The sequence below is a fragment of the Caldimonas mangrovi genome (assembly GCF_023721835.1).
GTDB classification, from domain to species: Bacteria; Pseudomonadota; Gammaproteobacteria; order Burkholderiales; family Burkholderiaceae_C; genus Caldimonas; species Caldimonas mangrovi.
Map to the genome: position 1 here is coordinate 23,201 of NZ_JAMKFE010000016.1, position 26,661 is coordinate 49,861.

A 26,661-nucleotide genomic window follows, 5' to 3' on the forward strand; every position below is an offset into this window, starting at 1 on the left:
ATTTTGCCCCGAGCACCTGCGCCGTGCGCGCGACAAAAGCACGAATTTCCTGTTGCGCCGCACCATGCGCCCCATTAAACTATTGTTCATGTGATGTAAGTGATTGAGTTCTTCAGCACTGAAGCCCTTCGCACCACTCACGCCGGTTGTCTCCTCCACCCTCCTCCTTTGGTGGATTCGGCCCAAGGCTTTACCGCCTTGGGCCTTTTTCTTTCCCCCACCCCCTACCGGCTTCGCCGGCCCCCTCAAGGGGGCGCCACTGGCGGACCGGCGGAGCCGGACCCACGGTGGCCGCTGGGCCGGCACGCGCCGTACACGCAAAGACCGTCTGCAGGTGGCGCGCTGAGTCTCCGCGGACGCTGCCTTATGATGCGTGCCCCTCGTCGGAGAAACCCCAGCATGGCACGCGCCACCACCCCGCCCTCGTCCGCAGCGACGCGAAAAAGAGCCCTCAAACCGGCCGACTACCTGCAGAAGATCCTGAACGCGCGGGTCTACGACGTGGCGATCGAGACCGGGCTGGAGCTGGCCCACAACCTGACGCGCCGGCTCGGCAACGAGGTGTGGCTCAAGCGCGAGGACAACCAGCCGGTGTTCAGCTTCAAGCTGCGCGGCGCCTACAACAAGATGGCGCACCTGAGCCCGGCTCAGCTGAAGCGCGGTGTCATTTGTGCGTCGGCCGGCAATCATGCACAAGGCGTCGCGCTGAGCGCCAGCAAGCTGGGCTGCCGCGCGGTGATCGTGATGCCGGTGACGACGCCGGAGGTGAAGGTGGAGGCGGTGCGCTCGCTCGGGGGCGAGGTGGTGCTGCACGGCGACAGCTATTCCGACGCCTACCTGCACGCGCTGGAACTCGAGAAGAAGCGCGGGCTGACCTTCGTGCACCCATTCGACGACCCGGACGTGATCGCCGGCCAGGGCACCATCGCGATGGAGGTGCTGCGCCAGCATCAGGGGCCGATCGACGCGATTTTCGTCGCGATCGGCGGGGGTGGGCTGATCTCGGGCGTGGCCGCGTATGTCAAGGCGGTGCGCCCGGAGATCAAGGTGATCGGCGTGCAAATGACCGACTCGGACGCGATGGTGCGCTCCGTGCAGCAGAACAAGCGCGTGCAGTTGCACGACGTGGGGTTGTTCGCCGACGGCACGGCGGTGAAGCTGGTCGGCGAGGAAACCTACCGCCTGGCGCGCGAGCTGGTCGACGACTACGTGTTGGTCGACACCGACGCGGTGTGTGCTGCGATCAAGGACGTGTTCCAGGACACGCGCAGCATCCTGGAACCGTCGGGTGCGATGGGCGTGGCCGCCGTCAAGCAGTACGTCGAGCGACACCGCTGCAAGGGCAAGACTTTCGTCGCGGTGACCTGCGGCGCGAACATGAATTTCGACCGCCTTCGCTTCGTGGCCGAACGCGCCGAGGTCGGCGAGGAACGCGAAGCCTTGTTCGCCGTCACGATCCCCGAGGAACGCGGCAGCTTCAGGCGCTTTTGCGAGCTGCTGGGCCAGCGCAGCGTCACCGAGTTCAACTACCGCATCTCGGACGAAAAGCTCGCGCACGTGTTCGTCGGGGTGACGACCGCGAACCGCGGCGAGTCGAGCAAGATCGCCGCACTGTTCAAGAAGCACGGCTTTCCGACGCTGGACCTGACGCACGACGAACTGGCGAAACAGCACGTGCGCCACCTGGTCGGCGGGCGCACCGAGCTGGCACGCGACGAACTGCTGTACCGCTTCATCTTCCCCGAGCGGCCCGGTGCACTGATGCGCTTCCTGTCCAGCATGCACCCGGAATGGAACATCAGCCTGTTCCATTACCGCAACCAGGGCGCCGACTACGGCCGCATCCTGGTCGGCATCCAGGTCCCCAAGGGCGACAAGAAGGCGTTCAAGGAATTCCTCGACACGCTGGCCTACCCGTGCGTCGACGAGACCGACAACCCGGTGTACAAGCTGTTCCTGCGCTGAGCCGCACGTTCCCGTCGCACCTTCTTCGAGGCCCGTCCCATGTCGCTCAATCGTTCATTGATCGCGCCGACGTTTCATCCGCCGCTGGAGCAGGCGCTGAAACAAAAGCTCGCGCGCCGGCAGGAGCGATCGGGCAGCCTGGGCGAGCTGGAGCCGCTCGCGGTGCGTCTGGGACTGATCCGCAACACGCTGAAGCCGCGCCTGCACGACCCGCAGCTGGTGGTGTTCACGGCCGACCACGGGCTGGCGGTCGACGGCATCACGACACCGACCGGCGAGCCGACGCTGGCGCTGGTCAACAGCATCGTCTCGGTGCGCACCCCGCTGGCGGTGTTCGCGCGCATCCAGGGGATGAACTTCACGGTCATCGACTGCGGCATGGCCGACCCGACGCCACGGCACCCCATGGTGCAGGCCCGCAAGATCGCGCACGGCACCCGCAACACGCGTGTCGGCATGGCGATGACGCTCGACCAGGCGCAGGCCGCCATCCGTGCCGGCATGGAGATCGCCGACACGCTGCCCGGCAACGTGCTGGCCTGCGCCGGCCTGGGCGAAGGCAGCGAAGAAAGCGCAGCGCTGGTGATCTCGCGCCTGGCCGGCCTGCCGGTGCGCGATCTGGTCGTCAGCGGCCCCGACATGAGCCCGGACCTGCTGGCGCACCTGATGGTGGTGCTCGAAGGCGCGCAGGGCCGGCACAAGACGGTCGGCGATCCGGTCGAGACGCTGGCGGCGCTCGGCGGCTTCGAGATCGCGATGATGGCGGGCGCGATGCTGGTGGCGGCCGGCAAGCGCCACGTCATCGTCGTCGACGGGCTGCCGGCCTGTGCGGCGCTGATGGTGGCCGCGCGCATCGCCGCGCCGGTCACCGACTACTGCATCTTCGCGCGCAGCCACGGCCGGCAAGGCTTGAGCGTGGCGCTGCAGCAATTGAAGGCCGGGCCGCTGCTCGAACTGGGTCTCGAAAGCCTGGACGGCACCGGGGCGGCACTCGCCTGGCCGCTGGTCAATGCCGCGGGCGCCCTGCTCACCGAAGTGGCCGAAGGCGAGGACCCGGGCCCGACGCAGCCGGCGCCGCTCACCTGAGGTAGTCCAGCTCGAGCCGCTGCTGCAGGCGGCGGGCCATGCGGAAGGTCTCTTTCAGGATGCGGCGGTCGATGTCATTGAGCGTGCGCACGTCGACCGCGTTCGGCCGCGTCTGCCAGCCCTCGGCACCCAGTTGCGCGCGCAGCCGCAGGAACTGCAGGAACTCGAAGCCCTCGATCCAGGCCTCGCTTTCAGCAGCAGCGACGCCCGCTGCAGCCGCAAAACCCTGCAGCCGCAATCGCGTCGACGTGTGCTCGATACCGTGGGCGAGCGCATAGATGCGTGCCGCCTCGACGAACACCGACACGCCCTGCAGTTTCAGGTCGACCACCTCGCGGCCGTTTTCGTTCGTCGTCTCGATACCGCCCAGCCAGTTCAGCGGCGGGCGGTGCTGCAGGGCAACTTCCGCCATCTGGCGCAGGAAGCGCGGGACCGCGCGCGCACGGCGGCCGACGAAGTCGCGCATCGGCTTCACCAGCTCGAAAACACCGGCCAGCGGCCGGAAGTCGAAGAAGATGCTGGCATTGAGCAGATCTTCCGGTGCGCCGCGCTCGATCCAGTTGTCGAAGCGCTCGCACCATTCCCGGGCGGTCAGGCACCACGCGGGGTTCATCGCCATCACGCCGCCCTTGCACAGCGGAAAGCCGCAGCCGGCGAGCGCCTCGTTGACCGTTTTCGCGAAGGCGAGCCAGGCCGCGCGCTGCACGGCGGGCTCGTCAGCGACGAACACCAGCCCGTTGTCCTGGTCGGTCGCAATGGTCTGTTCGCAGCGGCCTTCGGAGCCCAGCGCCATCCAGCACGCTCGACGCAGGTCGGCGCCGTGCTGGTCGGCCACCAACTCGACCACGCGCGCGGTGAGGACGTCGTTGAGGTGGCTGATCAGCTCGGTGATCTGGCGCGCGCCGAGCCCCTGGCCGAGCAGGTTGCCGGCAAAGCGGCGGATGTCCTGCGCGACCACCTGCAGCGTGGCCAGGTCGCGCGCCGAGCGGATCGCGGTGCCGACCTGCTTCAGCGACAGACGCTGCATTGCGAACAGGTCACGCTCGCTGACCAACCCGACGAGGCGACCGGATTCGGTCACCGGCACATGGCGGATGCCGTGGCGCGACATCAGCACGGCAGCGTCCTGCGCGGTGTGCTCGGTGCTCAGGATCTGCACCGGCGTCGTCATGACTTGCGCGATCGGTGTGTCAAGCGATCTGCCGGCGAGCGTCACACGTCCGAGCACGTCGTGGCGCGTCAGGATGCCTGCCACGCAGCCTTGCGAGTCCGTCACCAGCATCGAGCCGATGTGCAATGCGTGCATGGTGGCCAGGGCCTCGGCCAGCGGCGTGCCGGGCGGGCAACTGACCGGCCGCTCTCGCGACAGCGTGCCGAGCCGCGTTTCCTGCGACTGCTCGGCCAGCGTCTGCAACGAATAGGCCACCTGGACCGCCCGGCGCGACAGCTCGACGAACTGCAGCATGCGCCGGTTCAGGAAATCGGCGAAAGGTGCACTGGCATGGGCCAGTTCGCGCACCAGTGCGGCCGGGATCAGCAGGCAGGTGGTGTCCTGCGTCGCGAGGTAGGTGGCCGTGACCGCGCGCTCGCCCGTGACCGCCCCGACCGGGAACAGGTCGCCCGCCTCGTACTGGAAACCGGCCGTCGCCATGCTGGCCAGCCCCTGTTGGCCGCTGATCGCGCCATGCCGCACGTACCAGAGATGGCGCACCGGGCCGTCGTCCGGTTCGAGCACGGTCTGCCCGGCGGCGTAGTGCTGCTGCAGTGCGCCGTCGAGCAACCGCTGCAGCGGTTCGGTCGCCATCTGGGAGAAAGGCGGAAAGCGCTGCAGTTCGGCCTGCGCTTCGGCGCGCAGCGCGTCGGGGAGGGAAGAGCTTGCGGCGGCCACGGCGATCGACACCTGGAGGTGACCGAAACCGTGAAACCGCTGCCCCTACTGCAGCACCGGAGCGTTGCCCGGCGGCGGGGGCGGGGGTGGCGGCACGGCCGACACGCCCTGGTCAGGTGGCAGCCCTTGCGGCATGCCGGTCTGCGGCGGCGGCAGCGGCGGCAGCTCGAGCGTGAAAGCCGGTCCGGCCGCACCGCGCGCGAAGGTCGCGCTGCGCTGACCCAGGCCCTGCAGCAGCAGGTCGCCTTCGACGGCGCTGCCCAGCGCATAGGCCCGCGGCGGCTTGCCGTCGATGGACAGCAGCGCGACGCCGGTGCCCCGGGAGCCCTCGCGCGGCGCCATCACGCCGATCAGCCGGAAACGGGAGCTTTCGGGCGGCGGCGCAGCCGCTGCCTGCTCCGCCGGGGCCCGCCCACCACCCAGCATGCGCACGACAGCACCGGGGCTGCCGACCTGCCCGACGACGGGCATCGCCTGGGGCGGCACGGGCAACGGCTCGGCCGCCAGGCGCAGCGTCCAGAACACCGCACCGCCGGCAGCCAGCGCCCAGACCACAAATGCAAGCAGTCGCGAAACCATCGGGCGATTATGATTCAAGGCCAGTTTTTTCTCGCCCCCGCCTTGTGTGCGCAGGTAGTGCAGTTCACCCCCCTCACAAGACACGGTCGATCCCATGACCCTTTTTGCCCGACGACCCATCATGACCCGCCTGTCCCGTCGTACCCGTTTGGCCGGCTCGCCGCTCGCGCGCGGCTTCACCCTGATCGAGCTGATGGTGGTGCTGGTCATCATCGGCATCCTCGCGGCGCTGATCGTGCCGAACGTGCTCGACCGCGCCGACGACGCCCGCGTGACCGCCGCACGCACCGATGTCAACAACCTGATGCAGGCGCTCAAGCTCTACAAGCTCGACAACCAGCGCTTTCCCGCCGCCGAGCAGGGCTTGCAGGCGCTGACGTCCAAGCCGACCTCGGGCCCGATCCCGCCGAACTGGAAGCCCTATCTCGACAAGCTGCCCAACGACCCCTGGGGCCGCCCCTACCAGTACGTCAACCCCGGGGTGAAGGGCGAGGTCGATGTGTTCAGCTATGGCGCCGACGGGCAAACCGGTGGTGAAGGCAACAACGCCGACGTCGGCTCCTGGCAATAGCTTGCCCGGCCGGCCGACTCGCGGCTTCACGCTGCTGGAGCTGCTGGTCGTGCTGGCCCTGCTCGCCGTCGCGGTGGGTACCGTCAGCCTGGCCATCCGCGACCCGGCCGCCACCCAGCTCGAGCGCGAAGCCGAGCGTCTCGCAGCGTTGCTGGAAGCCGCACGGGCCGAAGCGCGGGCGGCCGGCCTCAGCGTGCTGTGGCAGCCGGCACGCATCGAGAACAATACCTCGGGACAGGACTTCCGCTTCGTCGGACTGCCGGACTCGCTGCAGCTGCCGACGCACTGGCTCAACCCGGAAGTGCAGGCGCACGTCATCGGCGCCCCGGCACTGGTGCTCGGCCCCGACCCCATCATCGGCGCGCAGCGGTTGACGCTGGCGCTGCAAGACCGACGCATCACGCTCGAGACCGATGGGCTGCTGCCGTTCGCGATCGCCAATGAGGTGCCCCGTGGCCCGTGACAAGCACCCGCATGGCTTCACGCTGATCGAGGTGCTGGTCGCGCTCAGCATCGTCAGCATCGCGCTGGCCGCCGGCGTCAAGGCAGGCGGCGCGCTGACGCGCAACGCCGAGCGTCTGTCGGACATGATGGCCGCGCAATGGTGCGCCGAGAACCAACTGAGCGCGCTGGTACTGATGCGGCAGTTTCCCGCGGTCGGCGACGCGAGCTTCGGCTGCGAACAGGGCGGCCGAGCCTACGCCGGGCAGTTGGTGGTGCGGCCGACGCCGAACCCGAACTTCCGGCGCGTCGACGCGCGTGTCGGCACCGAGACCGGCGAACCGCTGCTGGTGCTGTCGACCATCGTGCCGAGGAGATGAGCGTGCACGCCCCGGCCCGTACGCGCCCGTGCGGCTTCACGCTGATCGAGGTGCTGGTGACCATCACCATCCTTGCGGTGCTGGCCGGCATGGCGTGGCAGGGCATCGACGGCATCGTGCGCACCAAGGCCATCAGCGAGCAACGGCTCGACACGATGCTGCGGCTGAACACCGTGCTGGCGCAGTGGGACGCCGACCTGTCGACGCTGCACGACACCGCCGTGGTGCCGCCGCTGCAGTTCGACGGCGCCTCGCTGCGGCTGACGCGGCGCACCGACCTCGGGGTGCAGATGGTCGTCTGGACCCTGCGAGACGGCATCTGGCACCGCTGGACCGCACCGCCGGTCACGCGCAGCAGCGAGTTGCAGGACGTGTGGCTGCGCTCGCAGCAGCTGCTCGGCAACGAAACCGGCACGGTGCGCGCCCTGCCCGGGCTGGCGCAGTGGCAGGTCTATTTCTGGCGCAACAACGCCTGGACCAACCCGCAATCGACCGGCGACGTCGAGCCGCCGCCCCCGGCCGAGGGAGGCGGCGCGGCGGCCGGCAGCAAGCAGCAACTGCCGCAAGGGGTGCGCCTGGTGCTGTCGATGGCGGCCGGCTCGGGGCTCAACGGCGCCTATACCCGCGACCTGGTGCTGCGCACCCGCTCGGAATGAAGACCGCCTTTTCCGCCCATCGCCGCAGTCAACGGGGTGCCGCCCTGCTGACGGCAATGATCATCGTCACCCTGGTCGCAACGCTGGCCAGTGCGATGTACTGGCGCCAGTGGCGCTCGGTGCAGATCGAGATCGCCGAGCGCACCCGCGCTCAATCGGCGTGGATCCTGAGCGGCGCGCTGGACTGGGCCCGGCTGATCCTGATGGAAGACGCCCGCACCGGCGGCGCCGACCACCTCTCCGAGCCGTGGGCGACACCGCTGGCCGAGGCGCGGCTGTCGACCTTCCTGGCCGCCGACGAGAGCCATGTCGAGGACGCGCCGGAAGCCTTCCTCGCCGGGCAGATCATCGATGCGCAGTCGCGCTTCAACCTGACCAACCTCGTCAACGAAGGCGCGCCGTCCGAGGAAGACATCAATGCGCTGCAGCGGCTGTGCGAACTGGTGAACATCGACTCCGGCGTCGCCAGCACCTTGACCTCGGCGCTGCGGCTCGCGTTGCCCGGGCGCAGCGCCAGCGCACCGGCCGGCGACAGCGACGCGCCCTTGCTGCCGCCCACGGTCGACGAACTGCGCTGGCTGGGCGTGGACGAGGCCTCCAGCGCCCGCCTGGCGCCCTATGTCACGCTGCTGCCGGTGCGCACATCGATCAACCTGAATACCGCATCGCGCGAAGTGATCGCGGCCGTGCTCAACACGGACATCGGCACCGCCGACCGGCTGATCCAGGTGAGGCAACGTACGCCGTTCAAGCAGTTGGCGGACGTGCAGCAGCACCTGCCTCCGGGCCTGGTGCCGAGCGAGTCCCGCGCCGGCATCGCGTCCAGCTTTTTCGAGGTGCGCGGGCGCATGCGCATCGAGCAGCGTGTCGTCGAGGAGCGTTCGCTGGTGCAACGCCAGGGCCGCCGGGTGACCACGCTGCGCCGCGAAAGAACCAGCTTCACGGTCGGCAGCGGGCTTACACCTTGATGCAGGGTCACGACAAATGACGCCAGTGGTCAGGCATTTACCGATGAATCTTCATCTTTTGCTTCATACAATCCGCCATCCTTATTCCCTGGCCGCATGAGCGTTCTCGTCATCCATTTCGCGCCGCGCCCTCACCTGGGCCCGCGCTCCGGCCCCTCGGGAGGGGAAACGCCGCGTGCGCCGACGGAGTTCGACTACGTGCTCAGCAAGGACGGCGCCATGGTGCACAGCCACGGCCGCTGCGCCCCCGCGCTGCTGCCGAAGGCCGACACGGTCGTCGGCGTGGTGCCGGCGGCCGATCTGGCCTGGCACCGGGTGACGCTGCCGAAGGCGCCCGCCGGCAAGTTGCGCGCAGCGCTGGCCGGCCTGCTCGAGGACGTCCTGCTCGAAGACACCGAAGACGCCCACTGCGCGGTTGCGCCGCAGGCGCAACCGGGCTCGGACACCTGGATCGCGGTGACCCACAAGGCCTGGCTTCGAACCCAGCTGACGGCCCTGGAGGGCTCGCGCGTCATCGTCGACCGGCTGGTGCCTCAGGCCGAGCCCATGGACCCGCCGCGCGGACATTTCGAACACGATGCCAACGCGGACGTCGGCCGCGACCTGCGCCTGGTGTGGGCGCGACCGGACGGCGTGATGGTGCTGCGCCCAGGCGGCACGCTGGTGCGCAGCTGGCTGCCGCAACCGCTGCCAGAGGGCATGCAGTGGACGGCCGAGCCGGCCGCTGTGGAAGCCGCCGAACAATGGCTCGGCCAGCCGGTAGAGGTGTATCCGGCCCCGCAAATGGCGCTGCTGGCCGCCCAAACCGGCTGGAACCTGCGGCAGTTCGACCTGGGGCTGAAGCACCGGGGTGTGCGCGCCTTCCGCGACGTGTGGCGCCAACTCGGCGGCCCGGCCTGGCGGCCGGCCCGCTGGGGGCTGGCCGTGCTGGCCGTGATCCATCTTGTCGGCATCAACGCCTGGGCCTGGCACCAGAGCAACGAGGTCGAGCAGCGCAAACGCGCCCAGGTGAGCCTGCTGCAGACCACCTTCCCGCAGGTGCGGGCAGTGCTCGACGCGCCGGTGCAGATGCGCCGCGAGGTCGAGCAGCTGCGCCTGCAGGCGGGCAAGGCCGGCGACACCGACCTGGAGCCCATGTTGCAGGCGGCGGCCAGCGCCTGGCCCGAGCACCGGGTGCTGGAGGGCCTGCAGTTCGAGCCGGGACAGCTGACGCTGTCGGTGAACGGCTGGGCCGAAGACGAGATCGAACGCCTGCGCGCCAGCCTCCAGCCATCCGGCTGGCGGGTCGAGCGCGACGGCAGCCGGGTGACGCTGCGGCGCGCCGCACAGGGAGCAGGCGCATGAATTTGAACGAAGCCCGGGCCCAGGCGGCCGCCCGCTGGAGTGCACTCGGTGCGCGCGAGCGCCAGATGCTGCTCGCCGCCGGCGCTCTTGTCGCCATGGCACTGCTGTGGTGGGTCGGGCTGCAGCCGGCCCTGCGCACGCTGCGCGAAGCACCGCCGCGGATCGCGCAGCTCGACGAAGAGTTGCGCGTGATGCGTGGACTGGCGGCCGAGTCGCAACAACTCAAGAGCGCTCCGACCATCAACCAGGGCCAGTCGGCGCGGGCGCTGCAGGCCGCGACTGAACGTCTCGGCGAGCGCAGCCGGCTGAACCTGCAGGGTGACCGCGCAACGCTGACGCTGCAGGGCGTACCGCCCGAGGCGATGCTGAGCTGGCTCAATGAAGCGCGCAGCGCCGGCCGAGCCCGCGTGGTGCAAGCCCAGGTGACGCGCAGCGGCGACGGCTACAACGGCACCGTCGTGCTCAGCCTGCCCGGGGGGGGCTCATGAAGCTGCGCCTGCCTTCGCTCGCCGGCTGGCGCCGGCGCCGCAACGAATCGTCACGTTTTGGCGTCTCGCGCTTCGGCCATTCGCAGTTCAGCCCGTCGCGTTTCGACGCCACACGTGCCACGGTAACCACCCGGCGTCAGGTGGTGGCGCGGCGCTGGGCGATGGCCGGCGCGCTGCTCGGCGCGGTGCTGGCGCTGATCGCCTTTGCACCGGCCACCTGGCTTGCCAGTGCCGTGGCACGCGCAACCGAGCACCGGGTGCTGCTGGCCCAGGCCGACGGCACGATCTGGTCCGGCAATGCCGTGCTGGTGCTGACCGGTGGCCCCGGCAGTCGCGACGCCGCGACGCTGCCCGGGCGTCTCGCATGGACCCTGCGGCTGGCCGGCACTGCGCTGCAACTCGATCTGCGCCAGGACTGCTGCATCAACGGCACGGCGTCGCTGCAGATCCGCCCCGGCCTCGGCCGCACCGAGATCACGCTGCTGCCCCGGCCCGACTGGGTCGCGCAATGGCCCAGCGGCCTGCTGGGCGGGCTCGGCACGCCGTGGAACACCTTGCAGTTGGGGGGTGCGATCCGGCTCAGTTCGCCGGGCATGAGCTTCCAGCAGGTCGCCGGCCGCTGGCAGGTTCAGGGGCGAGCCGACATCGACGTGCTGAACGCGTCCTCGCCGCTCACCACGGTGGACCAGCTGGGCAGCTACAGGCTCAGCCTGTTCAGCAACCCCGAAGGACAGGTACAAAGCGTCCTCAGCACGACGGAAGGCGCGTTGCAGCTGAGCGGCGAAGGGGTCTGGGCGCCGACCGGCATGCGCTTCCGCGGCGAAGCACGCGCCAGCGAAGGCAACGAGGAAGCCCTGAACAACCTGTTGAACATCATTGGGCGTCGCAACGGCGACCGCTCGATCATTTCGATCGGATAAGCATGAAGTTGAACCGGCCTCACCGCCTTGCGACCCGGCTGACCTGTGCGACGGTCGCCGCCGCGCTGGCGGCCCTCCTCCTGTCGCCCGCCCTGGCCCAGCAGCCGGCCCCGGCCGAACGCGCCGATGCGTCGGCCGCGACCCAGGTCACGCTGAACTTCGTCAATGCTGACATCGAAGGCGTCGCGCGAGCAATGGGCGTGATCCTGAAGCGCCAGTTTGTCGTCGACCCGCGCGTCAAGGGCACGATGACGCTCTACAGCGAGCAGCCGATGAGCCGCTCCGACGCCTACCTCAGCTTCCTGGCCGCGCTGCGCGGACTGGGCTTTGCAGTGGTGCAGGTCGACGGGCTCTACAAGATCGTGCCCGAGGCCGATGCGAAGCTGCAGACCGGCACCGTCTCGGCCGGCCCCGCGCCGCAGGTGCGCGGCGATCAGATCCTGACGCAGATCTTCCGGCTGAACCACGAGAACGCGAACAACCTCGTCACGGTGCTGCGGCCGCTGATCAGCCCGAACAACACGATCAACGTGAACCCGGGCACCAACTCGCTCGTCATCACCGACTATGCCGACAACCTGCGCCGACTGGCGAAGATCGTCGCCGCGCTCGACCTGCCGAACAGCACCGACGTCGAAGTGATTCCGCTGCAGCATGCGGTCGCGAGCGACATTGCGGTGCTGGTGCAACGGCTGAGCGACCTGCAGGCCACCGGCCCCGGCGGCGCCCCTGCCGGGGGGCAGGCGCCTGCGCCCGCCGGCGGCAGCGGCAGCGGCGGCACGGTGCTGGCCGATGCGCGCACCAATTCGCTGCTGGTGCGTGCGCCCAACCCGGCGCGCATGAACATGATCCGCTCGCTGGTGCAGCAGCTCGACCGGCCGGGCCAGGCCGGGGCTGGCGGCAGCGGCATCTATGTCGTCTATCTGAAGAACGCGGACGCCGTGCGGCTTGCGCAGGTGCTGCGCGCCGCCTTCACGACGCAAGGTCAGCCCGGCGGCGCGGGCGGCGGCGGCGGGGGCGGCACGTCGTCGATCAACACCGCGAACAACCAGATGGCCAATCTGGGCAGCAGCAGCAGCACCAACGGCGGGGCCTCACCACAGGCCACGGCGCCGGTCAGCGGCGCCGCGCAACCGTCGACCGGCGGCTTCATCCAGGCCGACCCAGCCACCAATGCGCTGATCATCACCGCGCCCGAGCCGCTGTACCGGCAGCTGCGCTCGGTGATCGACCAGCTCGACACCCGGCGTGCGCAGGTGTATGTCGAGTCGATGATCGTCGAGGTGAACGCCGACAAGGCGGCCGAGTTCGGCATCCAGTGGCAGAGCATCATCGGCAACAGCGGCAACGAGTACCTGGGCGGTGTCGGCACCAACTGGGGCGATGGCGGCGGCAACATCCTCAACGCGACGCGCGCGCTGGCGGGCGGCATCGACGGGCTGGCCGATGCCGAGCTGCCCGGCAACGGTCTGAACCTCGGCATCGTGCGCAAGTTCGGCAAGTACTACACGCTCGGCCTGCTGGCGCGCGCGCTGGAGAACAACACCGGCGCCAACATTTTGTCGACGCCCAATCTGATCACGCTGGACAACGAGGAAGCCAAGATCGTCGTCGGCGAGAACGTGCCCTTCATCACCGGCCAGTACACCAACACCGGCACCGGCACGACCAGCCCGTTCCAGACCATCGAGCGCAAGGACGTGGGCCTGACGCTGCGCATCAAGCCGCAGATCGGCGAGAACGGCACAGTGCGCCTGACGATCTTCCAGGAGTCGTCGAACGTGATAGCCGCCAACGTGCCCGGCACCAGCAACGCCGGGCCGGCGACGACCAAGCGCTCGATCGAGTCGACCGTCGTCGTCGATGACGGCCAGATCATCGTGCTGGGGGGCTTGATGCAGGACAGCTATGAAGACGGCCGCTCGAAGGTTCCGGTGCTCGGCGACGTCCCGGTGATCGGCGGCCTGTTCCGCACCGAGAACCGCACGCGGGAAAAACGCAACCTGATGCTGTTCCTGCGCCCGGTGGTGATGCGCGACCAGGAGGCCACCAACAAGTTCTCGCTCGACCGCTACGACCTGATCCGCGCGCAGCAGAAGGAAACGCAACCTTCGCCGCGCGTGCTGGTGCCTGTCAACGAGGCGCCCCAGCTGCCGCCGCTGTCGGTGCCGCAGGCGCCCGACAGCGCCACGCCGCCTCAACCGGGCCGCGAAGGCACGCTGCCGCCGTTGACCCCCAACACCCCGATCGAACGCTGATCATCATGGGCGCCCGCCATCCCCTGCCCTACGCCTTCGCAAAGGCCCACACCGTGCTGCTCGAAGACGACGGCGAGCGGCTGGTGCTGTGGGCCGACGAGGCTGTGTCGCCGCAAGCCCTCTCCGAAGTGCTGCGCCATTTCGACGTCGACACCTTCGAGCGCGAGGCGGCCGCCACGCTGAGCCAGCGCATTGCAGCGGCCTATGCCGGCGGCGAGTCGAGCGCGGCGGCGGTGGTCGGCGAGGTCGAGAGCGCGGTCGACATCTCGCGCATGATGCAGGAGCTGCCGGCGGTCGAAGACCTGCTCGAAGCGGCCAACGACGCGCCGATCATCCGCATGCTCAACGCGCTGCTGACGCAAGCCGCGAAGGACGGTGCCTCCGACATCCACATCGAGCCCTACGAGCGCAGCTCGTCGGTGCGCTTCCGCGTGGACGGCGCACTGCGCGAAGTGGTGCAGCCGAACAAGGCGCTGCACGCCGCGCTGATCTCGCGCCTGAAGATCATGGCCGAGCTCGACATCGCCGAGAAACGGCTGCCGCAGGACGGCCGCATCTCGCTGCGCATCGGCGGCCGGGCCATCGACGTGCGCGTCTCGACGCTGCCCTCGGCGCACGGCGAACGCGCAGTGCTGCGCCTGCTCGACAAGGGCGAGTCGAAGTTCTCGCTCGAAAGCCTGGGCATGGGCGGCGACACGCTGGTCAAGTTCAACAAGCTGATCCAGCAACCGCACGGCATCGTGCTCGTCACCGGCCCGACCGGCTCCGGCAAGACGACCACGTTGTATGCCGCGCTGGGCCGCGTCGACACCGCGACCACCAACGTGCTGACCGTCGAAGACCCGGTCGAATACGAACTCTCCGGCATCGGCCAGACGCAGGTCAATGCCAAGATCGACCTGACCTTCGCGAAGGCGCTGCGCGCCATCCTGCGCCAGGACCCGGACGTCATCATGATCGGCGAGATCCGCGACTTCGAGACCGCGCAGATCGCGATCCAGGCCTCGCTGACCGGCCACCTGGTGCTCGCCACCCTGCACACCAACGACGCACCCAGCGCCGTCACCCGCCTGACCGACATGGGCGTCGAGCCCTTCCTGCTGTCGTCGTCGCTGCTGGGTGTGCTGGCACAGCGTCTGGTGCGCAAGCTGTGCGTGGTCTGCAAGAAGCAGGACGAGGCCGGCCGCTGGCACCCGGTCGGCTGCCCCGAATGCGCCAACAGCGGCTACAAGGGCCGCACCGGCGTCTACGAGTTGCTGGTGGCCGACGACAAGGTGCGCGCGCTGATCCACAGCCGCGCCGCCGAGTCGCAGCTGTTCGTCGCCGCCGAGCAAAGCGGCATGCGCACGATGCGCGAGGACGGCGAACGCCTGGTACGCGCCGGCATCACCTCGCTCGAGGAAGTGCTGCGCGTGACCGGCGACTGACGCGACTGCTCCGATGCCTGCCTACCGCTTCGAAGCGCTCGACGCCACCGGCCGCACCAGCACCGGGCTGATCGAGGCCGACAACGCGAAAGCCGCGCGAGCTCAGTTGCGCGCGCAGAAGCTGGTGCCGCTGGAAGTCGGTGTGGTCGTCACCGAAGCGGCCGAGGCGGCCTCCGGGCTGGCGCTGCGGCGCCGCGTGTTCGGCACCACCGGCCTCGCGATCTGGACACGCCAGCTCGCCGGGCTGGTCACCGCCGGCCTGCCGCTGGAGCGCGCGCTGACCGCCTTGAGCGACGAGGCCGAAGACGAGCGCCAGCGCGAACTCGTCGCCCACCTGCGCAGCGAGGTCAACGCAGGCTCCACGTTTGCGAAGGCGCTCGGCACCGCCCCGCGCGAGTTCGACGACATCTACCGCGCCGTGGTGGCCGCCGGCGAGCAAAGCGGCAACCTGGGCCTGGTGCTCGAGAAGCTCGCCGACGACCTCGAAGAACGCCAGGCGCTGCGCGGCAAGCTGGTGTCGGCAGCGCTCTACCCGGCCATCGTCTCGCTGGTGGCGGTCGTGATCGTCATCTTCCTCGTCACTTATGTGGTGCCGCAGGTGGCGTCTGTGTTCTCCGGCACCAAGCAGACCTTGCCCTTCCTGACCGTGGCGATGCTGGCCATCAGTGCCTTCGTGCGCCAGTGGGGCTGGCTCACGGCCGTGGTGATCGCTACCGGGCTCGGCACGCTGTCGATCATGCTGCGCAACGAGGCTTTCCGCGAACGCTTCGACGCCGCCTGGCTCGGCCTGCCGCTGGTCGGGCGGCTCGCACGCGGCTACAACGCGGCGCGCTTCGCCGGCACGCTGGCAATGCTGGCCGGCGCCGGCGTGCCCATCCTGAAGGCGCTGCAGGCGGCCGCCGAAACCCTGAACAACCGGGCCATGCGCGCCGATGCGCTCGATGCGCTGGTGCAGGTGCGCGAAGGTGCGCCGCTGGCCGCTGCATTGGCCGGCAAGAAACGCTTCCCCGGGCTGCTGGCGATGTTCTCGCGCCTGGGCGAGCAGACCGGCACGCTGCCGCGCATGCTCGAACGGGCCGCTGGCCAGCTGGGCCAGGAAGTGCAACGCCGGGCCCTGCAGATGGCGACCATCCTCGAGCCCCTGCTGATCGTCGTGATGGGCATCGTCGTGATGCTGATCGTGCTGGCCGTGCTGCTGCCGATCATCCAGCTCAATTCCTGGGTGCGCTGACGTCGCACGCACTCCGCACTGACCGGTCCGCGTGACAACCGTCACGCCCGCCCGCGGCCGGCACGCATCATGCTTGTATGAAGCCGGGATTTCCCCGTTTGTTCCGAGGGATTGGCCCCGGTACGCTTTGCTTCAATGGTTCTCACCTGCAGCAGTTGCCGTGGAGGTTGAAGATGAGTTCCAACGACCTGGTTCCCGTGCGCGGCGCTCACATCCCGATCGCCCACATGCGCGCCCTCTACCGCGTCACCGACGTCGAGCGGCGCCTGGACAAGCTGCCGCAAAAGGAACACGAAAACCTGCGGTCGACGTATGAACGCATGCTCGAACGCGGGCCCGAGCGCTTCCAGGTCAAGCCTTCCGGGCTGCCGGTGATGGACAGCCTCTACGACGAGCTGCCGAACTTCTGGGAAGTGCTCGACGACGTGAAGCGACAGCTCGCGTTGTGCGAGGACAGCCGCGACGCGCTCGAGATCACGCCGATGCTGCTGCTCGGGCCGCCCGGCGTCGGCAAGACGCATTTCGCGCGGCGCCTTTCGCAACTGCTCGGCACCGGCATGGGGTTCGTGCCGATGAGTTCGCTCACGGCCGGCTGGGTGCTGTCGGGGGCCTCGTCGCAGTGGAAGGGTGCGCGGCCCGGCAAGGTGTTCGAGACGCTGGTCGACGGTCAGTACGCGAACCCGGTGATGGTGGTCGACGAGATCGACAAGGCCGGCGGCGAAGCGACCTACGACCCGCTCGGCGCGCTGTACAGTCTGCTGGAGTACGACACCGCCGGCGTCTTCACCGACGAATTTGCCGAAGTGCCGATCGACGCCAGCCAGGTGATCTGGGTGGCGACCGCCAACGACGAGCGCGCGATTCCCGACCCGCTGCTCAATCGCATGAATGTCTACGAGGTGCCGGCGCCCGACCGCGACGCTGCGCGCAAGATCGCGCTGCGCCTGTATGCATCGATCCGCGGCGAGCACGACTGGGGCACGCGCTTCGAGCCTGAGCCGGGCGAAGCGGTGCTGGAGCGCATGAGCGAACTGGCGCCGCGCGAGATGCGCCGCGCCTGGATGACGGCCTTCGGCAACGCCAAGCTCGACCAGCGCGGACGCATCGAGGAGAAAGACCTGCCGGACCTGGGCCCGCGACGGCAGCCGATCGGCTTCGTGCAGTAGACAGCACCCTCGGCGTTCGCCCCACGCAAAAACAGCCGCTGTCGCGGCTGTTTTTCATCGGGTTCCCTCGGGTCAGTCGGCGTACAGGCGCCCCTGCACGGTGGCCGTCGGCGTGCCGGTCGTGTTGCTGGCGACGTAGTAGTTGTAGGTGAAGCCTTCCGCACCGGCCACGATCTCGACCCGATCGCCTTGGGCATCGGTGATCCGCAGTGTGCCGCTGCTCGGGTAGCCCGTGCCGGACAGCGTGAACGGCTCGACCTGCGTCAGTCGATAGGCCTCGCCGTCGACCTCGATGAAACCGCCGAGAGACAGATCCGTCCCGACAGCGATGGTGTGGTACCAGGTCACCGGCTCGTCATCGATGGTGGCGGTCAAGTCCTGGTAGGCGATCGTGAGTTGGGCGCCGTTCTGCGACGAGGTGATTGTCAACCGGCCATCGAGCATGGCGTCGGCGCTGCCGAAGTCGTTGAAGACGATCGACATGCTGTTGTCGTTTTCGTCGGTATACGACCGGAAGGTGGCGGTGAAGCTGCCGTTGAGCGGCGCGTCGCCCGAGGCGAACACGCAGTCGTTCATCGCGAAGCTGACCTTGTCGCCGGCCTGGACCTCGTCGGGATCGCTGTAGGTCACGGTCACCCTGAACGTGCCGCTGACGTCGCAGTCCGTGGTCTGGGATTCCGTCGCCAGCGACTGCTCGAGCACATGGCGCCCGGCCTGCTGCAGCACGAAGGCGCGCACGCCGGCCGGGCTGCTCAGATCGACAGTGCGGTCAGAGGCAGAAAGCCCCAGCGGCACGCCGGTGAACGAATCGATGGAGCCGCTGCTCAGCGCCGTCGTCGCCGCGGCGTCCGCCGTCGCGCTGTAGGTGGTCTCGGAAAAATCGCCGGTCGCCGTTGTCGGCGTCGAGCCCTCCGACCCGCCACTGCCGCCGCCACCGCCGCCGCATGCCGCGACCAGCACGGACATCACTCCCAACGCGATCCAGCGCGCGCCCTTCGATATCGACATAAGCCTCTCCAATTCGGTCGTCTTTGATGAACACGTGCGCACCACGCCGACCGTGCGTCGGTGCGCGGGGCGCATCATTCCATGGAAAATCCTCCCTGGAGCAAACATCCCCCGATCAGGGGGGCTCCGTTTCTCCTGCCACGGGCGTGTACCGTGCAATCGTTGGCAGCTTTTCTCGCGCTCTGCGGGGGGCTGGCGGCGGCCGGCCGAGGAAGCGGAACAGAACAGCCGCCGCGCCGGCGGTTCTCGTTCGGTGTCCCGCGGTCAGTCGGCGTACAAGCGGCCCTGCATGGTCGCGGTGGGCGTGCTGCTGGTGTTGCCTGCCGTGTAGAAGTTGTAGGTGAAGCCTTCCGCACCCGCCACGATCTCGACCCGATCGCCTTGCGCATCGCGGAGGGTCAGCACGCCGCTGGTGGGATACCCGGTGGCAGGGGACAGCACGAACGGCTGCGCTTGTGCCCAGTCGAAGGTGGCGCCGTCCGCTGACTCGAACTCGCCCGAGAACGAGGCCTGCGCCGCCGTACCGGACTCGGTTTGCACCGAGTGGTGCCAGGTGACGGTGGAATCCTCGAAAGTGGCCGTCAGGCCCCGATAGGCCAGCGTCATGCTGCCCGTGGTGCCGACCGAGGTGACACGCACCGTCCCGTCCAGCTGCAGGATGTCGGTGCCGAACCGGTCGAAGCTCAACGACAACTTGTAGTCGTCGTCGTCGACGTAGCTGACGAAGGTCGCCGTGAAGCTGCCGTTGACCGGGCGGTCGCCTGCCGAGAACGCACAGTCGTCGGCCGTGACCTTGACCTTGTCGCCCGCCTGCCGGCCCAGCACGAACCCGGGCGGAATGACAAGCGGCACCTCGAAGGTCATCCGGATCGTCAGTGTGCCGCTGTGGTCGCACGACGAGGTCTCGCTCACCGAGGTCGTGAGCTGCGCCTGCTCGCGGTCGGACGGCGGGGCCACCGAGGTGGACAGCACGAAGGACCGGACGCCTGCGATGGTGTGCAGATGGACGGGCGGCCCGTCCCGGCCGTCGCCGAGCGCCTGCTCGAGCTGCTCGTCCATCGAGCCGCTGGCCAGCACCGACGCTGCGGCCAGATCGGCCGTGAGGTGGTAGTCGGTTGCAGAGAAGTTGCCGCTCGGCCCGTCGTCCGAGCCCCCACCACCTCCGCCGCCACAGGCGATCAGCATCCCGGCCGCCGCACCGCACAGCCCCCTGCACAGGGTTCGTCTCATCATGATCTCTCCGTCTGGTGGCGACCGTTTTCGCCACGCCATCATTCCACCAAATCCCGCGGACGTCATGGCCCCGCCCGCCCCGTCGGCGTGAAGCTTCTATCATCCCGCCCCATGAGCATCACCCTTGCCGGCCAGCTGGTCGTCGCCATCTCCTCACGCGCGCTGTTCGACTTCGAAGAGGAAAACCAGCTCTTCGAGGCGACCGACGACCATGCCTACATGGAATTGCAGATGCAGCGGCTAGACGTACCGGCCAAGCCGGGCGTGGCGTTCTCGCTGGTGCACAAGCTGCTCGCGTTCAACGACCAGACCGCCGACGGCAAGCCGCGCGTCGAGGTGGTGATCCTGTCGCGCAACGACCCCTACTCCGGGCTGCGGGTGTTCCGCTCGGCCAAGCACTACGGATTGCCGATCCAGCGTGGCGTGTTCACGCGCGGGCAGTCGCCCTACCGCTACCTGCGGCCCCTGAACGCCAACCTGTTCCTGTCGGCCAACGAGCTGGACGTGCGCTCGGCGCTCGAAGTGGGCTTTCCGGCCGCGCGCGTGTATCCGCTGTCGGCGCGCGCTTCCGACGCGCACCCGACCGAGGTGCGCATCGCCTTCGACGGCGACGCGGTGCTGTTCTCCGACGAGGCCGAGCAGATCTTCCAGTCCGGCGGGCTCGACGCCTTCCAGGAGCACGAGAGCAGCCGCGCGAACTTCCCGCTGCCCGCGGGCCCCTTCAAGCCGCTGCTCGAAGCGCTGCACCGGCTGCAGCGCAGCGGCAGCCCGGCTATGCGTATCCGCACGGCGCTCGTCACCGCGCGCAGTGCCCCGGCTCACGAGCGTGCGATCCGCACGTTGATGAATTGGAACATCGAGGTCGACGAAGCGCTGTTCCTCGGCGGCCTGCAGAAAGGCGAGTTCCTGCGCGAGTTCGAGCCCGACTTCTTCTTCGACGACCAGATGCGCCACATCGAGAACGCGTCGCTGCACGTGCCGGCCGGCCATGTGGCGGCCGGCGTGAGCAACGCCGGCTAGGGCCTGTTAACACTACGGAGGGCTGTGCGAGCGTGCCTGCCAGGGCGCAGAGCTAGGCGGGCGACGCTGCCCAGACTGGGCGTCTGGGCGAGGAGCCCAACGACGCGCTGCGCCCTGGCAGGCCGCTCCCTGCGGGTTGTTGTCCAAAAGGCCGTGCGCGGCGTTGCAAAGCCTCGCCGGGTAGGCCTACCCGGCTGCGTTTTTCGCCTTGCTCACGACCTTTGGGACAACAACGCATCAGCCCTCCGTAGTGTTAACAGGCCCTAGTTCAACGCTGGCGCTGGTAGACCGGCTGGGCGCCGGCCGCCAGCATGTCGGCCTCGCGCACGTACAGGTCGACCATCGTCACGAGCAGCCGCCCGCCGAACGGCAGCCGGTGCATCAGCTGGCGCACGAGTTCGCGGCCGAGCGCCTCGTCGACCTTCTTCAACCGCACGAACAGCACCAGGTAGGCCCGGCCCGGCATGGCCGCCACCTGCTTGCCGCCGACCCAGGCCGCGGCCACGTCCGGCGTGCGGATCAGCTCGTCGACCAGTTGCTTGCGCTCGGGCTCGCTCCAGCGCGGTGCGCAGGCATCGGTGCAAGGATGGGTGGTGCTGAAGCTTTCCCAGGCCTGCTGCTCGATCTGCTCGAAGCGTTCGCGCCGCTCGCGCCACACGCGCCGCGCCTGCGAGGTCACCTCTTCGCCGGCATGGTGCAGCCGGTCCATCAGTTCCTGCGCCATCGTGCAGGCGGCATAGCCATGGTGCACGTGCTCGGCCTGCAGCCGTTCCAGCAGGGCCAGAGCGTGTGGGTCGCCGGCATCCACGTGGTGCGCCGCCAGACGGCGCATCGCCTCGGCATGCCGGGGGTCGCGCTGCAAGGCGCGCTGGTAGAAGGCGCTGGGGTCGTCGGTCGACAGCGCCTCGAAGCACTGTGCCCACTCGACCCATTCGTCGGCCGACAGCTCCGCCGCACGCGCCTTGAGGTCCCGGATGCGGTCGCGGCAGCCGGTCAGGTGCTCGCGGTGGCGCGCCCAGTCGCGCCGCATCTCGTTCCACCATTCGCGGTCGAAGTGCTGCGCGACCCGACGCGCCGCCGGCCCCAGCAGCGCGAGCGCCGGCTTGCGCGACCAGCCGGGCACCTCGGGTTTCGCGCCCAGCGCGGCCAGCCGGTCCTTGGGCACCGGGTGTGTGTCGTCATAGCTGGGCAGTTGCTGCATCGCCTGGCGCAGGGCCTCCTGGGCGAAAGCTTGTGGAGGCGGCTCGAGCAGCCGCTGCACCATGTCTGCGTGCGGCATCGGATCGGGCTGTTCCTGCTGTGCGGCCCGACGCCACAGCCGGCGCCAGTATTCGGCGTCGTACCAGCGGCTCTTGATCTCGATCTCGTTCCAGGCTTGGCCGACCACGTCGGCGCCGCAGATGCGTGCAGCGATGCGGTCGGCCTCGTATTCGTCCTGGCGCGCCAGTGCGAAGGTGCGCGCATTGAAGCGCGGGATGTACCAGACGAAAAAGCGCCGCAGCAGCCACGACACCGGGCTGTCGTCATCTTCGTAGGTGGTGTACATGCGCCACCAGGCCGTGCGCGTGCGGTAGACCCAGGCAGAAAACTTGCCATGCTCGCCGCGCAGGTGTCCATATTCATGCGCGATCACCGCGAGCAGGCGTTTGGGCTCGAGCGCGCACAGCATCGGCCAGCCGATGGTCAGGTAGTTGGTGTGGCCGAACAGGCCGAAGCGCGGACGCTGCATGATCGACGCGTTGAAGGACGCGTCGATCATCACCACGTCGATGGCCGGGCCCTTGACGGCGCGGCGGATGCGCTCGAGCGCCTTGAACAACTCGGGGGCGTCGTCCGCTTGCAGGCGGTGTCCTTCGGGGGGCTCGAAGCGCGTCATCAAGGCACGCAGGCAGACCCACAGCAAGGCCAGTGCGGCGACGCCGCCCCACACCATCCAGCCGCGAAAGCCTTGCGTGCCATGGGCCAGCCAGATGGCGATCAGCACACCGAACGCCGCCAGCGCCAGCAGGATCACCATGGCATAGCCGAGCACCGCAAACCACCAGACGCTGCGCCGGTAGGCCGTGGCATCCTGCTCGCACGCCTGCTCGCTGAGGCGTACGAGGTGCATGAAGTCGACGTGTTCCATGGGGCGGATGTCCGGCGTGCCACGCAGGCCGCCTTTGTGTTGATGAGCCCGCACCGCGCCCCTCGTCTCCACGCGCGGTGAACCGGCTCAGTATATCGACGGCCCCCTTCCAAGCCGCAGCAAGGCGCGCTTCAGCCGTGAAATACCTGTCGCTGCAGCCCTTCCAGATCGAGGACGCGCACGCCGCCGTATTCGATGCGGATCAGCTCGCTGCGCTGCAGCGTATGCAGCGCCTCGTTGACCCGTTGGCGCGACAGCCCGACCAGCATGCCCAGTTCCTGCTGCGTGATGCGCAGCATGCTGCCGACACCCGGGTAGAGGATGGGGTGGAACAACGCGGCCAGGCTGCGTGCCACGCGCAGGTCCGGGTCGTTCAGCCGGTCGATCTCGCGCGCGGCGATGAACTGGCCGAGCCTTTCGTTCAGCTGCCGCATCACGAAGCGGTTGAACGGAATGCTGTTGTCGAGCAGGCGATGGAAGCTGTCGATCGGCAGGCCCGCCACGACGCTCTTGCGCAGGGCCTGCACGTTGTAGCGATACGGCTCGCGCTTGAGCAGGGTGCCTTCCCCGAACCACGCACCCGGCGGAATGCCGGTGAAGGTGACCATGGCTCCGGTCGACGAGTCGTTGTTCATCTTCAGCAACCCGTCGATCACGCCGAACCAGTAGGTCGGCGGGCGGCCGATGCGGCACAGCAGTTCCCCCGGCTCGGCGTCGGCGACCTGGATCGCCCGCGAAATGCTGTCGCTGTCGCGTGCGTCGAGCACCTGCAGCCACGGCACGTCGGCCAGCTCGCGTGGTGTCGGCGCCCGTGCGCGGCGGTGCAAGGGGGTGACGGAGGCTTCGACCATGCGCGGGTAATTCCCCTGGGGGCGGACCCTAGGATTGTCGTCAGAACGACAACTTGACGTCAAACTTCTTCCTAGCATCACACTCCATCAAAAGCGCAAAGCATTGCGCGCCAAAGGAGACAAGGTGCAAACGACGTTTCCGCGCCTGCTGCTCGAACATGCTGCCCGCCGGCCCGATGCGCCGGCGCTGCGCGAGAAGGAATACGGCATCTGGCAAACGTTCACCTGGGCGCAACTGGCCGGGCTGGTGCGCGAGATGGCCTGTGGGCTGGCCGATGCCGGGCTGAAACGCGGCGAGCATCTCGTCGTGGTCGGCGAGAACCGGCCGCGGCTGTATGCGGCAATGCTCGCCGCCCAGTCGCTCGGTGCTGTCCCGGTGCCGCTGTACCAGGATGCGGCAGGGGCCGAATTCGTCTTCCCCATCAACAACGCCGAGATCGCGTTCGCGATCGTCGAGGACCAGGAGCAGGTCGACAAGCTGCTCGAGATCCGCTCGCAGTGCCCGCAGCTGCGGCAGATCTGGTACGACGATCCGCGTGGGCTGCGCAACTATCGCGACGCGGGGCTCGCCAGCCTCGACACGCTGATCGAAGCGGGCCGCCGCCATGAGCGGCGCGCCCCCGGGTTCTACCTGGCGGAAGTCGAGAAGGCGCGCCCCGAGGACGTGGCTGCGATGTTCTTCACTTCCGGCACCACCGGCAACCCAAAGGGCGTGGTGCACACCCATTTCGCGCTGCTGAACCGGGCACAGGCCGGTGCGAGCTTCGACAAGCTGAGCGCCGACGAGGAAGTGCTGGCCTACCTGCCGCCGGCCTGGATCGGGCAGAACTGCTTCAGCTATGCGCAATGGCTGGCCTGCGGCTACGTGGTCAACTGCCCCGAGTCGGCGGCCACCGTGACGATCGACCTGAAAGAGATCGGCCCCACCTATTACTTCGCCCCGCCTCGCATCTTCGAAGGGCTGCTGACCAGCGTCATGATCCGCATGGAAGACGCCGGCCGCATCAAGCGCTGGCTGTTCCGCAGCTTCATGGACGTCGCGCGCCGCGTCGGGCCGGCGCGCATGGACGGCAAGCCGCTGTCGGTCGGCGACCGCGTGCTCTACGCGCTGGGCGACCTGTGCATCTACGGCCCGCTGCGCAACACGCTGGGCATGAGCCGCATTCGCGTGGCGTACACGGCCGGCGAGGCGATCGGCCCCGACCTGTTCACCTTCTACCGCTCCATCGGCGTCAACCTGAAGCAGCTCTACGGTTCGACCGAGACGGCGGTGTTCGTCTGCCTGCAGCCCGACCACCAGGTCAAGGCCGACACGGTCGGTGTACCGATCGACGGTGTCGAGCTGAGGGTGGAGCCGAGCGGTGAAATCCTGATCCGTACGCCGGCCCTGCTGAAGGAGTACTACAAGAACCCGCAAGCCACCGCCGAGGTCAAGACCGACGACGGCTGGTACCGCTCGGGCGACGCGGGCTTCCTTGATGCGAACGGCCACCTGAAGATCATCGACCGCGCCAAGGACGTCGGCCGCCTGCACGGCGGCGCCAACGACGGCGCGATGTTCGCGCCGAAATACGTCGAGAACAAGCTGAAGTTCTTCCCGCACATCAAGGAAGCGGTGGCCTTCGGCGACGGCCGCGAGAAAGTGTGTGCCTTCATCAACATCGACTTCGAGGCGGTCGGCAACTGGGCCGAGAAGCGCAACCTGCCCTATGCCGGCTACACCGACCTGGCCCAGAAACCCGAGGTGTACGAGCTGATCCGCGAGTGTGTCGAGCAGGTCAATGCCGACCTGGCAGCTGACGAGAAACTGGCCGGCAGCCAGATTGCACGCTTCCTGATCCTGCACAAGGAGCTGGACGCCGACGACGGCGAGCTGACGCGCACGCGCAAGGTCCGCCGCGGCTACATCGGCGAGAAGTACCAGGTGCTGGTCGACGCGTTGTATGCAGGCAAGGCCACGCAATACATCGAGACGCAGGTGAAGTTCGAGGACGGCCGCACCGGCATGGTGTCGGCCGAGCTTCGCATCGCCGATGCCAAGACCTATCCCGCGATGAGGAGCGCCGCATGACCGCAGCAGCCACCGCCTTGCGCGCCGCGACGATGCCGAGCATCGCCGCCGAGCGTGAGCAGACGCAGGATGTCCCGGCCGCCATGCGGCGCGTCGGCGACGTCATCCTCGACGTGCAGAACATATCGCTCGCGTTCGGCGGCGTGAAGGCACTGACCGACATCAGCTTCAACGTCCGCGAACACGAGATCCGCGCCATCATCGGCCCCAACGGCGCCGGCAAGAGTTCGATGCTCAACTGCATCAACGGCGTCTATGCGCCGCAGCAGGGCTCGATCACCTTCCGAGGCAGGACCTTCAAACACATGAACTCGCGCCAGGTGGCCGAGATGGGGGTGGCGCGCACCTTCCAGAACCTGGCGCTGTTCAAGGGCATGAGCGTGCTCGACAACATCATGACCGGGCGCAACCTGAAGATAAAGAGCAACCTCTTCCTGCAGGCGTTGCGCATCGGCCCGGCCGAACGCGAGGAAATGGCGCACCGCGCCTTCGTCGAGCGCATCATCGACTTCCTCGAGATCCAGGCCCATCGCAAGACGCCGGTCGGCCGCCTGCCCTACGGCCTGCAAAAGCGCGTCGACCTCGGCCGCGCACTGGCGATGGAGCCGCAGGTGCTGCTGCTCGACGAGCCGATGGCCGGCATGAACGTGGAAGAGAAGCAGGACATGTGCCGCTTCATTCTCGACGTCAACGACGAGTTCGGCACCACCATCGTGCTGATCGAGCACGACATGGGCGTCGTGATGGACATCAGCGACCGCGTCGTGGTGCTCGACTACGGCAAGAAGATCGGCGATGGCACGCCCGGCGAAGTACGCAATAACGAAGACGTGATCCGAGCCTACCTCGGCACCTCGCACTGACATGGCCCACCCCCTACGCGCTTCGCGCGCCCTCTTGAGGGGGCGCCACCAGCGGCCCGGCAAAGCCGGTTCCGCGGTGGCTGCTGACTTTGACGCTCGCTGCGTGCTGACGATCACGC

Annotated in this window: 23 protein-coding genes; 17 read left to right on the top strand and 6 right to left on the bottom strand. The window is 68.4% G+C overall.

Translation table 11 applies throughout. The annotated features are described in order from the left end of the window. Nucleotides 1-399 precede the first annotated feature (399 nt). Together ilvA and M8A51_RS21220 are read left to right on the top strand one after the other, a co-directional pair. The gene (ilvA, locus tag M8A51_RS21215) at nucleotides 400-1,965 is read left to right on the top strand and encodes a threonine ammonia-lyase, biosynthetic (protein ID WP_251780539.1); all 1,566 of its coding nucleotides are present in this window, start codon (nucleotides 400-402) and stop codon (nucleotides 1,963-1,965) included. Between the two features lie 39 nt (nucleotides 1,966-2,004). After that, the gene (locus M8A51_RS21220; protein ID WP_251780540.1) at nucleotides 2,005-3,051 is read left to right on the top strand and encodes a nicotinate-nucleotide--dimethylbenzimidazole phosphoribosyltransferase; all 1,047 of its coding nucleotides are present in this window, start codon (nucleotides 2,005-2,007) and stop codon (nucleotides 3,049-3,051) included. Here the strand turns inward: M8A51_RS21220 and M8A51_RS21225 are convergent. Together M8A51_RS21225 and M8A51_RS21230 are read right to left on the bottom strand one after the other, a co-directional pair. After that, nucleotides 3,044-4,939 carry a DUF294 nucleotidyltransferase-like domain-containing protein gene (locus M8A51_RS21225; RefSeq protein ID WP_251780541.1) on the bottom strand — a complete coding sequence of 632 codons (1,896 nt, stop codon included), beginning with the start codon at nucleotides 4,937-4,939 and terminating at the stop codon, nucleotides 3,044-3,046. The two genes, M8A51_RS21220 and M8A51_RS21225, sit on opposite strands and share 8 nt — an antisense overlap. Before the next feature lie 45 nt (nucleotides 4,940-4,984). Then, nucleotides 4,985-5,518 (bottom strand): hypothetical protein, encoded by a 534-nt coding sequence (locus M8A51_RS21230; RefSeq protein ID WP_251780542.1) that lies wholly within the window; start codon nucleotides 5,516-5,518, stop codon nucleotides 4,985-4,987. A gap of 121 nt (nucleotides 5,519-5,639) precedes the next feature. Between M8A51_RS21230 and gspG the strand changes: the two genes are divergently transcribed. The 12 genes from gspG to M8A51_RS21290 all read left to right on the top strand — a co-directional run bounded on the left by gspG (nucleotide 5,640) and on the right by M8A51_RS21290 (nucleotide 17,368). Next, entirely contained in the window at nucleotides 5,640-6,089 is a 450-nt protein-coding gene (gene gspG, locus M8A51_RS21235) for a type II secretion system major pseudopilin GspG (RefSeq protein ID WP_251780543.1), read from the top strand. Between the two features lies 1 nt (nucleotide 6,090). Then, a complete protein-coding gene (locus M8A51_RS21240) occupies nucleotides 6,091-6,552 on the top strand; it encodes a prepilin-type N-terminal cleavage/methylation domain-containing protein (RefSeq protein ID WP_251780544.1) in 462 nt (153 codons plus the stop codon). Further along, nucleotides 6,530-6,910, top strand: a complete 381-nt coding sequence (gene gspI / locus M8A51_RS21245) for a type II secretion system minor pseudopilin GspI (RefSeq protein ID WP_251780545.1) — start codon at nucleotides 6,530-6,532, stop codon at nucleotides 6,908-6,910. The genes M8A51_RS21240 and gspI overlap by 23 nt, the downstream gene beginning before the upstream one ends. Beyond that, nucleotides 6,907-7,566: a PulJ/GspJ family protein gene (locus M8A51_RS21250; RefSeq protein ID WP_251780546.1), complete on the top strand. Its 660-nt coding sequence runs from the start codon at nucleotides 6,907-6,909 to the stop codon at nucleotides 7,564-7,566. The genes gspI and M8A51_RS21250 overlap by 4 nt, the downstream gene beginning before the upstream one ends. Then, nucleotides 7,563-8,534, top strand: coding sequence for a type II secretion system minor pseudopilin GspK (gene gspK, locus M8A51_RS21255; protein ID WP_259372112.1), 972 nt, complete (start codon nucleotides 7,563-7,565; stop codon nucleotides 8,532-8,534). Before M8A51_RS21250 ends, gspK begins: the two co-directional genes overlap by 4 nt. Before the next feature lie 96 nt (nucleotides 8,535-8,630). Continuing rightward, nucleotides 8,631-9,878, top strand: coding sequence for a type II secretion system protein GspL (gene gspL, locus M8A51_RS21260; protein WP_251780548.1), 1,248 nt, complete (start codon nucleotides 8,631-8,633; stop codon nucleotides 9,876-9,878). Beyond that, nucleotides 9,875-10,366 carry a type II secretion system protein GspM gene (gspM, locus tag M8A51_RS21265; RefSeq protein ID WP_251780549.1) on the top strand — a complete coding sequence of 164 codons (492 nt, stop codon included), beginning with the start codon at nucleotides 9,875-9,877 and terminating at the stop codon, nucleotides 10,364-10,366. Before gspL ends, gspM begins: the two co-directional genes overlap by 4 nt. After that, nucleotides 10,363-11,286, top strand: a complete 924-nt coding sequence (gene gspN, locus M8A51_RS21270; protein ID WP_251780550.1) for a type II secretion system protein N — start codon at nucleotides 10,363-10,365, stop codon at nucleotides 11,284-11,286. Before gspM ends, gspN begins: the two co-directional genes overlap by 4 nt. Before the next feature lie 2 nt (nucleotides 11,287-11,288). Beyond that, nucleotides 11,289-13,544, top strand: coding sequence for a type II secretion system secretin GspD (gspD, locus tag M8A51_RS21275; RefSeq protein ID WP_251780551.1), 2,256 nt, complete (start codon nucleotides 11,289-11,291; stop codon nucleotides 13,542-13,544). A gap of 5 nt (nucleotides 13,545-13,549) precedes the next feature. Beyond that, a complete protein-coding gene (gspE, locus tag M8A51_RS21280; protein ID WP_251780552.1) occupies nucleotides 13,550-14,971 on the top strand; it encodes a type II secretion system ATPase GspE in 1,422 nt (473 codons plus the stop codon). A gap of 13 nt (nucleotides 14,972-14,984) precedes the next feature. Beyond that, the gene (gene gspF, locus M8A51_RS21285) at nucleotides 14,985-16,202 is read left to right on the top strand and encodes a type II secretion system inner membrane protein GspF (RefSeq protein WP_251780553.1); all 1,218 of its coding nucleotides are present in this window, start codon (nucleotides 14,985-14,987) and stop codon (nucleotides 16,200-16,202) included. 173 nt (nucleotides 16,203-16,375) lie between these two features. Continuing rightward, nucleotides 16,376-17,368, top strand: coding sequence for an AAA family ATPase (locus tag M8A51_RS21290; RefSeq protein ID WP_251780554.1), 993 nt, complete (start codon nucleotides 16,376-16,378; stop codon nucleotides 17,366-17,368). Nucleotides 17,369-17,440: 72 nt separating this feature from the next. On the opposite strand, the gene M8A51_RS21295 is transcribed toward M8A51_RS21290, so the two are convergent. Further along, on the bottom strand, nucleotides 17,441-18,376 hold the full coding sequence (locus tag M8A51_RS21295) for a hypothetical protein (protein ID WP_251780555.1): 936 nt from the start codon (nucleotides 18,374-18,376) through the stop codon (nucleotides 17,441-17,443). Between the two features lie 264 nt (nucleotides 18,377-18,640). Next, nucleotides 18,641-19,609, bottom strand: a complete 969-nt coding sequence (locus tag M8A51_RS21300) for a hypothetical protein (protein WP_251780556.1) — start codon at nucleotides 19,607-19,609, stop codon at nucleotides 18,641-18,643. Nucleotides 19,610-19,720: 111 nt separating this feature from the next. Between M8A51_RS21300 and M8A51_RS21305 the strand changes: the two genes are divergently transcribed. Continuing rightward, nucleotides 19,721-20,629 (top strand): 5'-nucleotidase, encoded by a 909-nt coding sequence (locus M8A51_RS21305; protein ID WP_251780557.1) that lies wholly within the window; start codon nucleotides 19,721-19,723, stop codon nucleotides 20,627-20,629. Between the two features lie 268 nt (nucleotides 20,630-20,897). Here M8A51_RS21305 and M8A51_RS21310 read toward each other — a convergent pair whose 3' ends face one another. Continuing rightward, nucleotides 20,898-22,757: a M48 family metalloprotease gene (locus M8A51_RS21310; protein WP_251780558.1), complete on the bottom strand. Its 1,860-nt coding sequence runs from the start codon at nucleotides 22,755-22,757 to the stop codon at nucleotides 20,898-20,900. 131 nt (nucleotides 22,758-22,888) lie between these two features. Beyond that, a complete protein-coding gene (locus M8A51_RS21315; protein WP_251780559.1) occupies nucleotides 22,889-23,608 on the bottom strand; it encodes a Crp/Fnr family transcriptional regulator in 720 nt (239 codons plus the stop codon). 124 nt (nucleotides 23,609-23,732) lie between these two features. Between M8A51_RS21315 and M8A51_RS21320 the strand changes: the two genes are divergently transcribed. Together M8A51_RS21320 and M8A51_RS21325 are read left to right on the top strand one after the other, a co-directional pair. Next, nucleotides 23,733-25,679 (top strand): AMP-dependent synthetase/ligase, encoded by a 1,947-nt coding sequence (locus M8A51_RS21320; RefSeq protein WP_251780560.1) that lies wholly within the window; start codon nucleotides 23,733-23,735, stop codon nucleotides 25,677-25,679. Between the two features lie 32 nt (nucleotides 25,680-25,711). Beyond that, the gene (locus M8A51_RS21325) at nucleotides 25,712-26,542 is read left to right on the top strand and encodes an ABC transporter ATP-binding protein (protein WP_251780646.1); all 831 of its coding nucleotides are present in this window, start codon (nucleotides 25,712-25,714) and stop codon (nucleotides 26,540-26,542) included. The last annotated feature ends 119 nt before the right edge of the window (nucleotides 26,543-26,661 follow it).

Excerpts from the sequence above, each read along its gene's own strand:
- ilvA (WP_251780539.1), top strand. The coding sequence starts at position 400 with ATGGCACGCGCCACCACCCCGCCCTCGTCCGCAGCGACGCGAAAAAGA.
- M8A51_RS21220 (WP_251780540.1), top strand. The coding sequence starts at position 2,005 with ATGTCGCTCAATCGTTCATTGATCGCGCCGACGTTTCATCCGCCGCTG.
- M8A51_RS21230 (WP_251780542.1), bottom strand. The coding sequence starts at position 5,518 with ATGGTTTCGCGACTGCTTGCATTTGTGGTCTGGGCGCTGGCTGCCGGC.
- gspG (WP_251780543.1), top strand. The coding sequence starts at position 5,640 with ATGACCCGCCTGTCCCGTCGTACCCGTTTGGCCGGCTCGCCGCTCGCG.
- gspI (WP_251780545.1), top strand. The coding sequence starts at position 6,530 with ATGAGGTGCCCCGTGGCCCGTGACAAGCACCCGCATGGCTTCACGCTG.
- M8A51_RS21250 (WP_251780546.1), top strand. The coding sequence starts at position 6,907 with ATGAGCGTGCACGCCCCGGCCCGTACGCGCCCGTGCGGCTTCACGCTG.
- gspK (WP_259372112.1), top strand. The coding sequence starts at position 7,563 with ATGAAGACCGCCTTTTCCGCCCATCGCCGCAGTCAACGGGGTGCCGCC.
- gspL (WP_251780548.1), top strand. The coding sequence starts at position 8,631 with ATGAGCGTTCTCGTCATCCATTTCGCGCCGCGCCCTCACCTGGGCCCG.
- gspM (WP_251780549.1), top strand. The coding sequence starts at position 9,875 with ATGAATTTGAACGAAGCCCGGGCCCAGGCGGCCGCCCGCTGGAGTGCA.
- gspN (WP_251780550.1), top strand. The coding sequence starts at position 10,363 with ATGAAGCTGCGCCTGCCTTCGCTCGCCGGCTGGCGCCGGCGCCGCAAC.
- gspD (WP_251780551.1), top strand. The coding sequence starts at position 11,289 with ATGAAGTTGAACCGGCCTCACCGCCTTGCGACCCGGCTGACCTGTGCG.
- gspE (WP_251780552.1), top strand. The coding sequence starts at position 13,550 with ATGGGCGCCCGCCATCCCCTGCCCTACGCCTTCGCAAAGGCCCACACC.
- gspF (WP_251780553.1), top strand. The coding sequence starts at position 14,985 with ATGCCTGCCTACCGCTTCGAAGCGCTCGACGCCACCGGCCGCACCAGC.
- M8A51_RS21290 (WP_251780554.1), top strand. The coding sequence starts at position 16,376 with ATGAGTTCCAACGACCTGGTTCCCGTGCGCGGCGCTCACATCCCGATC.
- M8A51_RS21295 (WP_251780555.1), bottom strand. The coding sequence starts at position 18,376 with ATGTCGATATCGAAGGGCGCGCGCTGGATCGCGTTGGGAGTGATGTCC.
- M8A51_RS21300 (WP_251780556.1), bottom strand. The coding sequence starts at position 19,609 with ATGATGAGACGAACCCTGTGCAGGGGGCTGTGCGGTGCGGCGGCCGGG.
- M8A51_RS21305 (WP_251780557.1), top strand. The coding sequence starts at position 19,721 with ATGAGCATCACCCTTGCCGGCCAGCTGGTCGTCGCCATCTCCTCACGC.
- M8A51_RS21310 (WP_251780558.1), bottom strand. The coding sequence starts at position 22,757 with ATGGAACACGTCGACTTCATGCACCTCGTACGCCTCAGCGAGCAGGCG.
- M8A51_RS21315 (WP_251780559.1), bottom strand. The coding sequence starts at position 23,608 with ATGGTCGAAGCCTCCGTCACCCCCTTGCACCGCCGCGCACGGGCGCCG.
- M8A51_RS21325 (WP_251780646.1), top strand. The coding sequence starts at position 25,712 with ATGCCGAGCATCGCCGCCGAGCGTGAGCAGACGCAGGATGTCCCGGCC.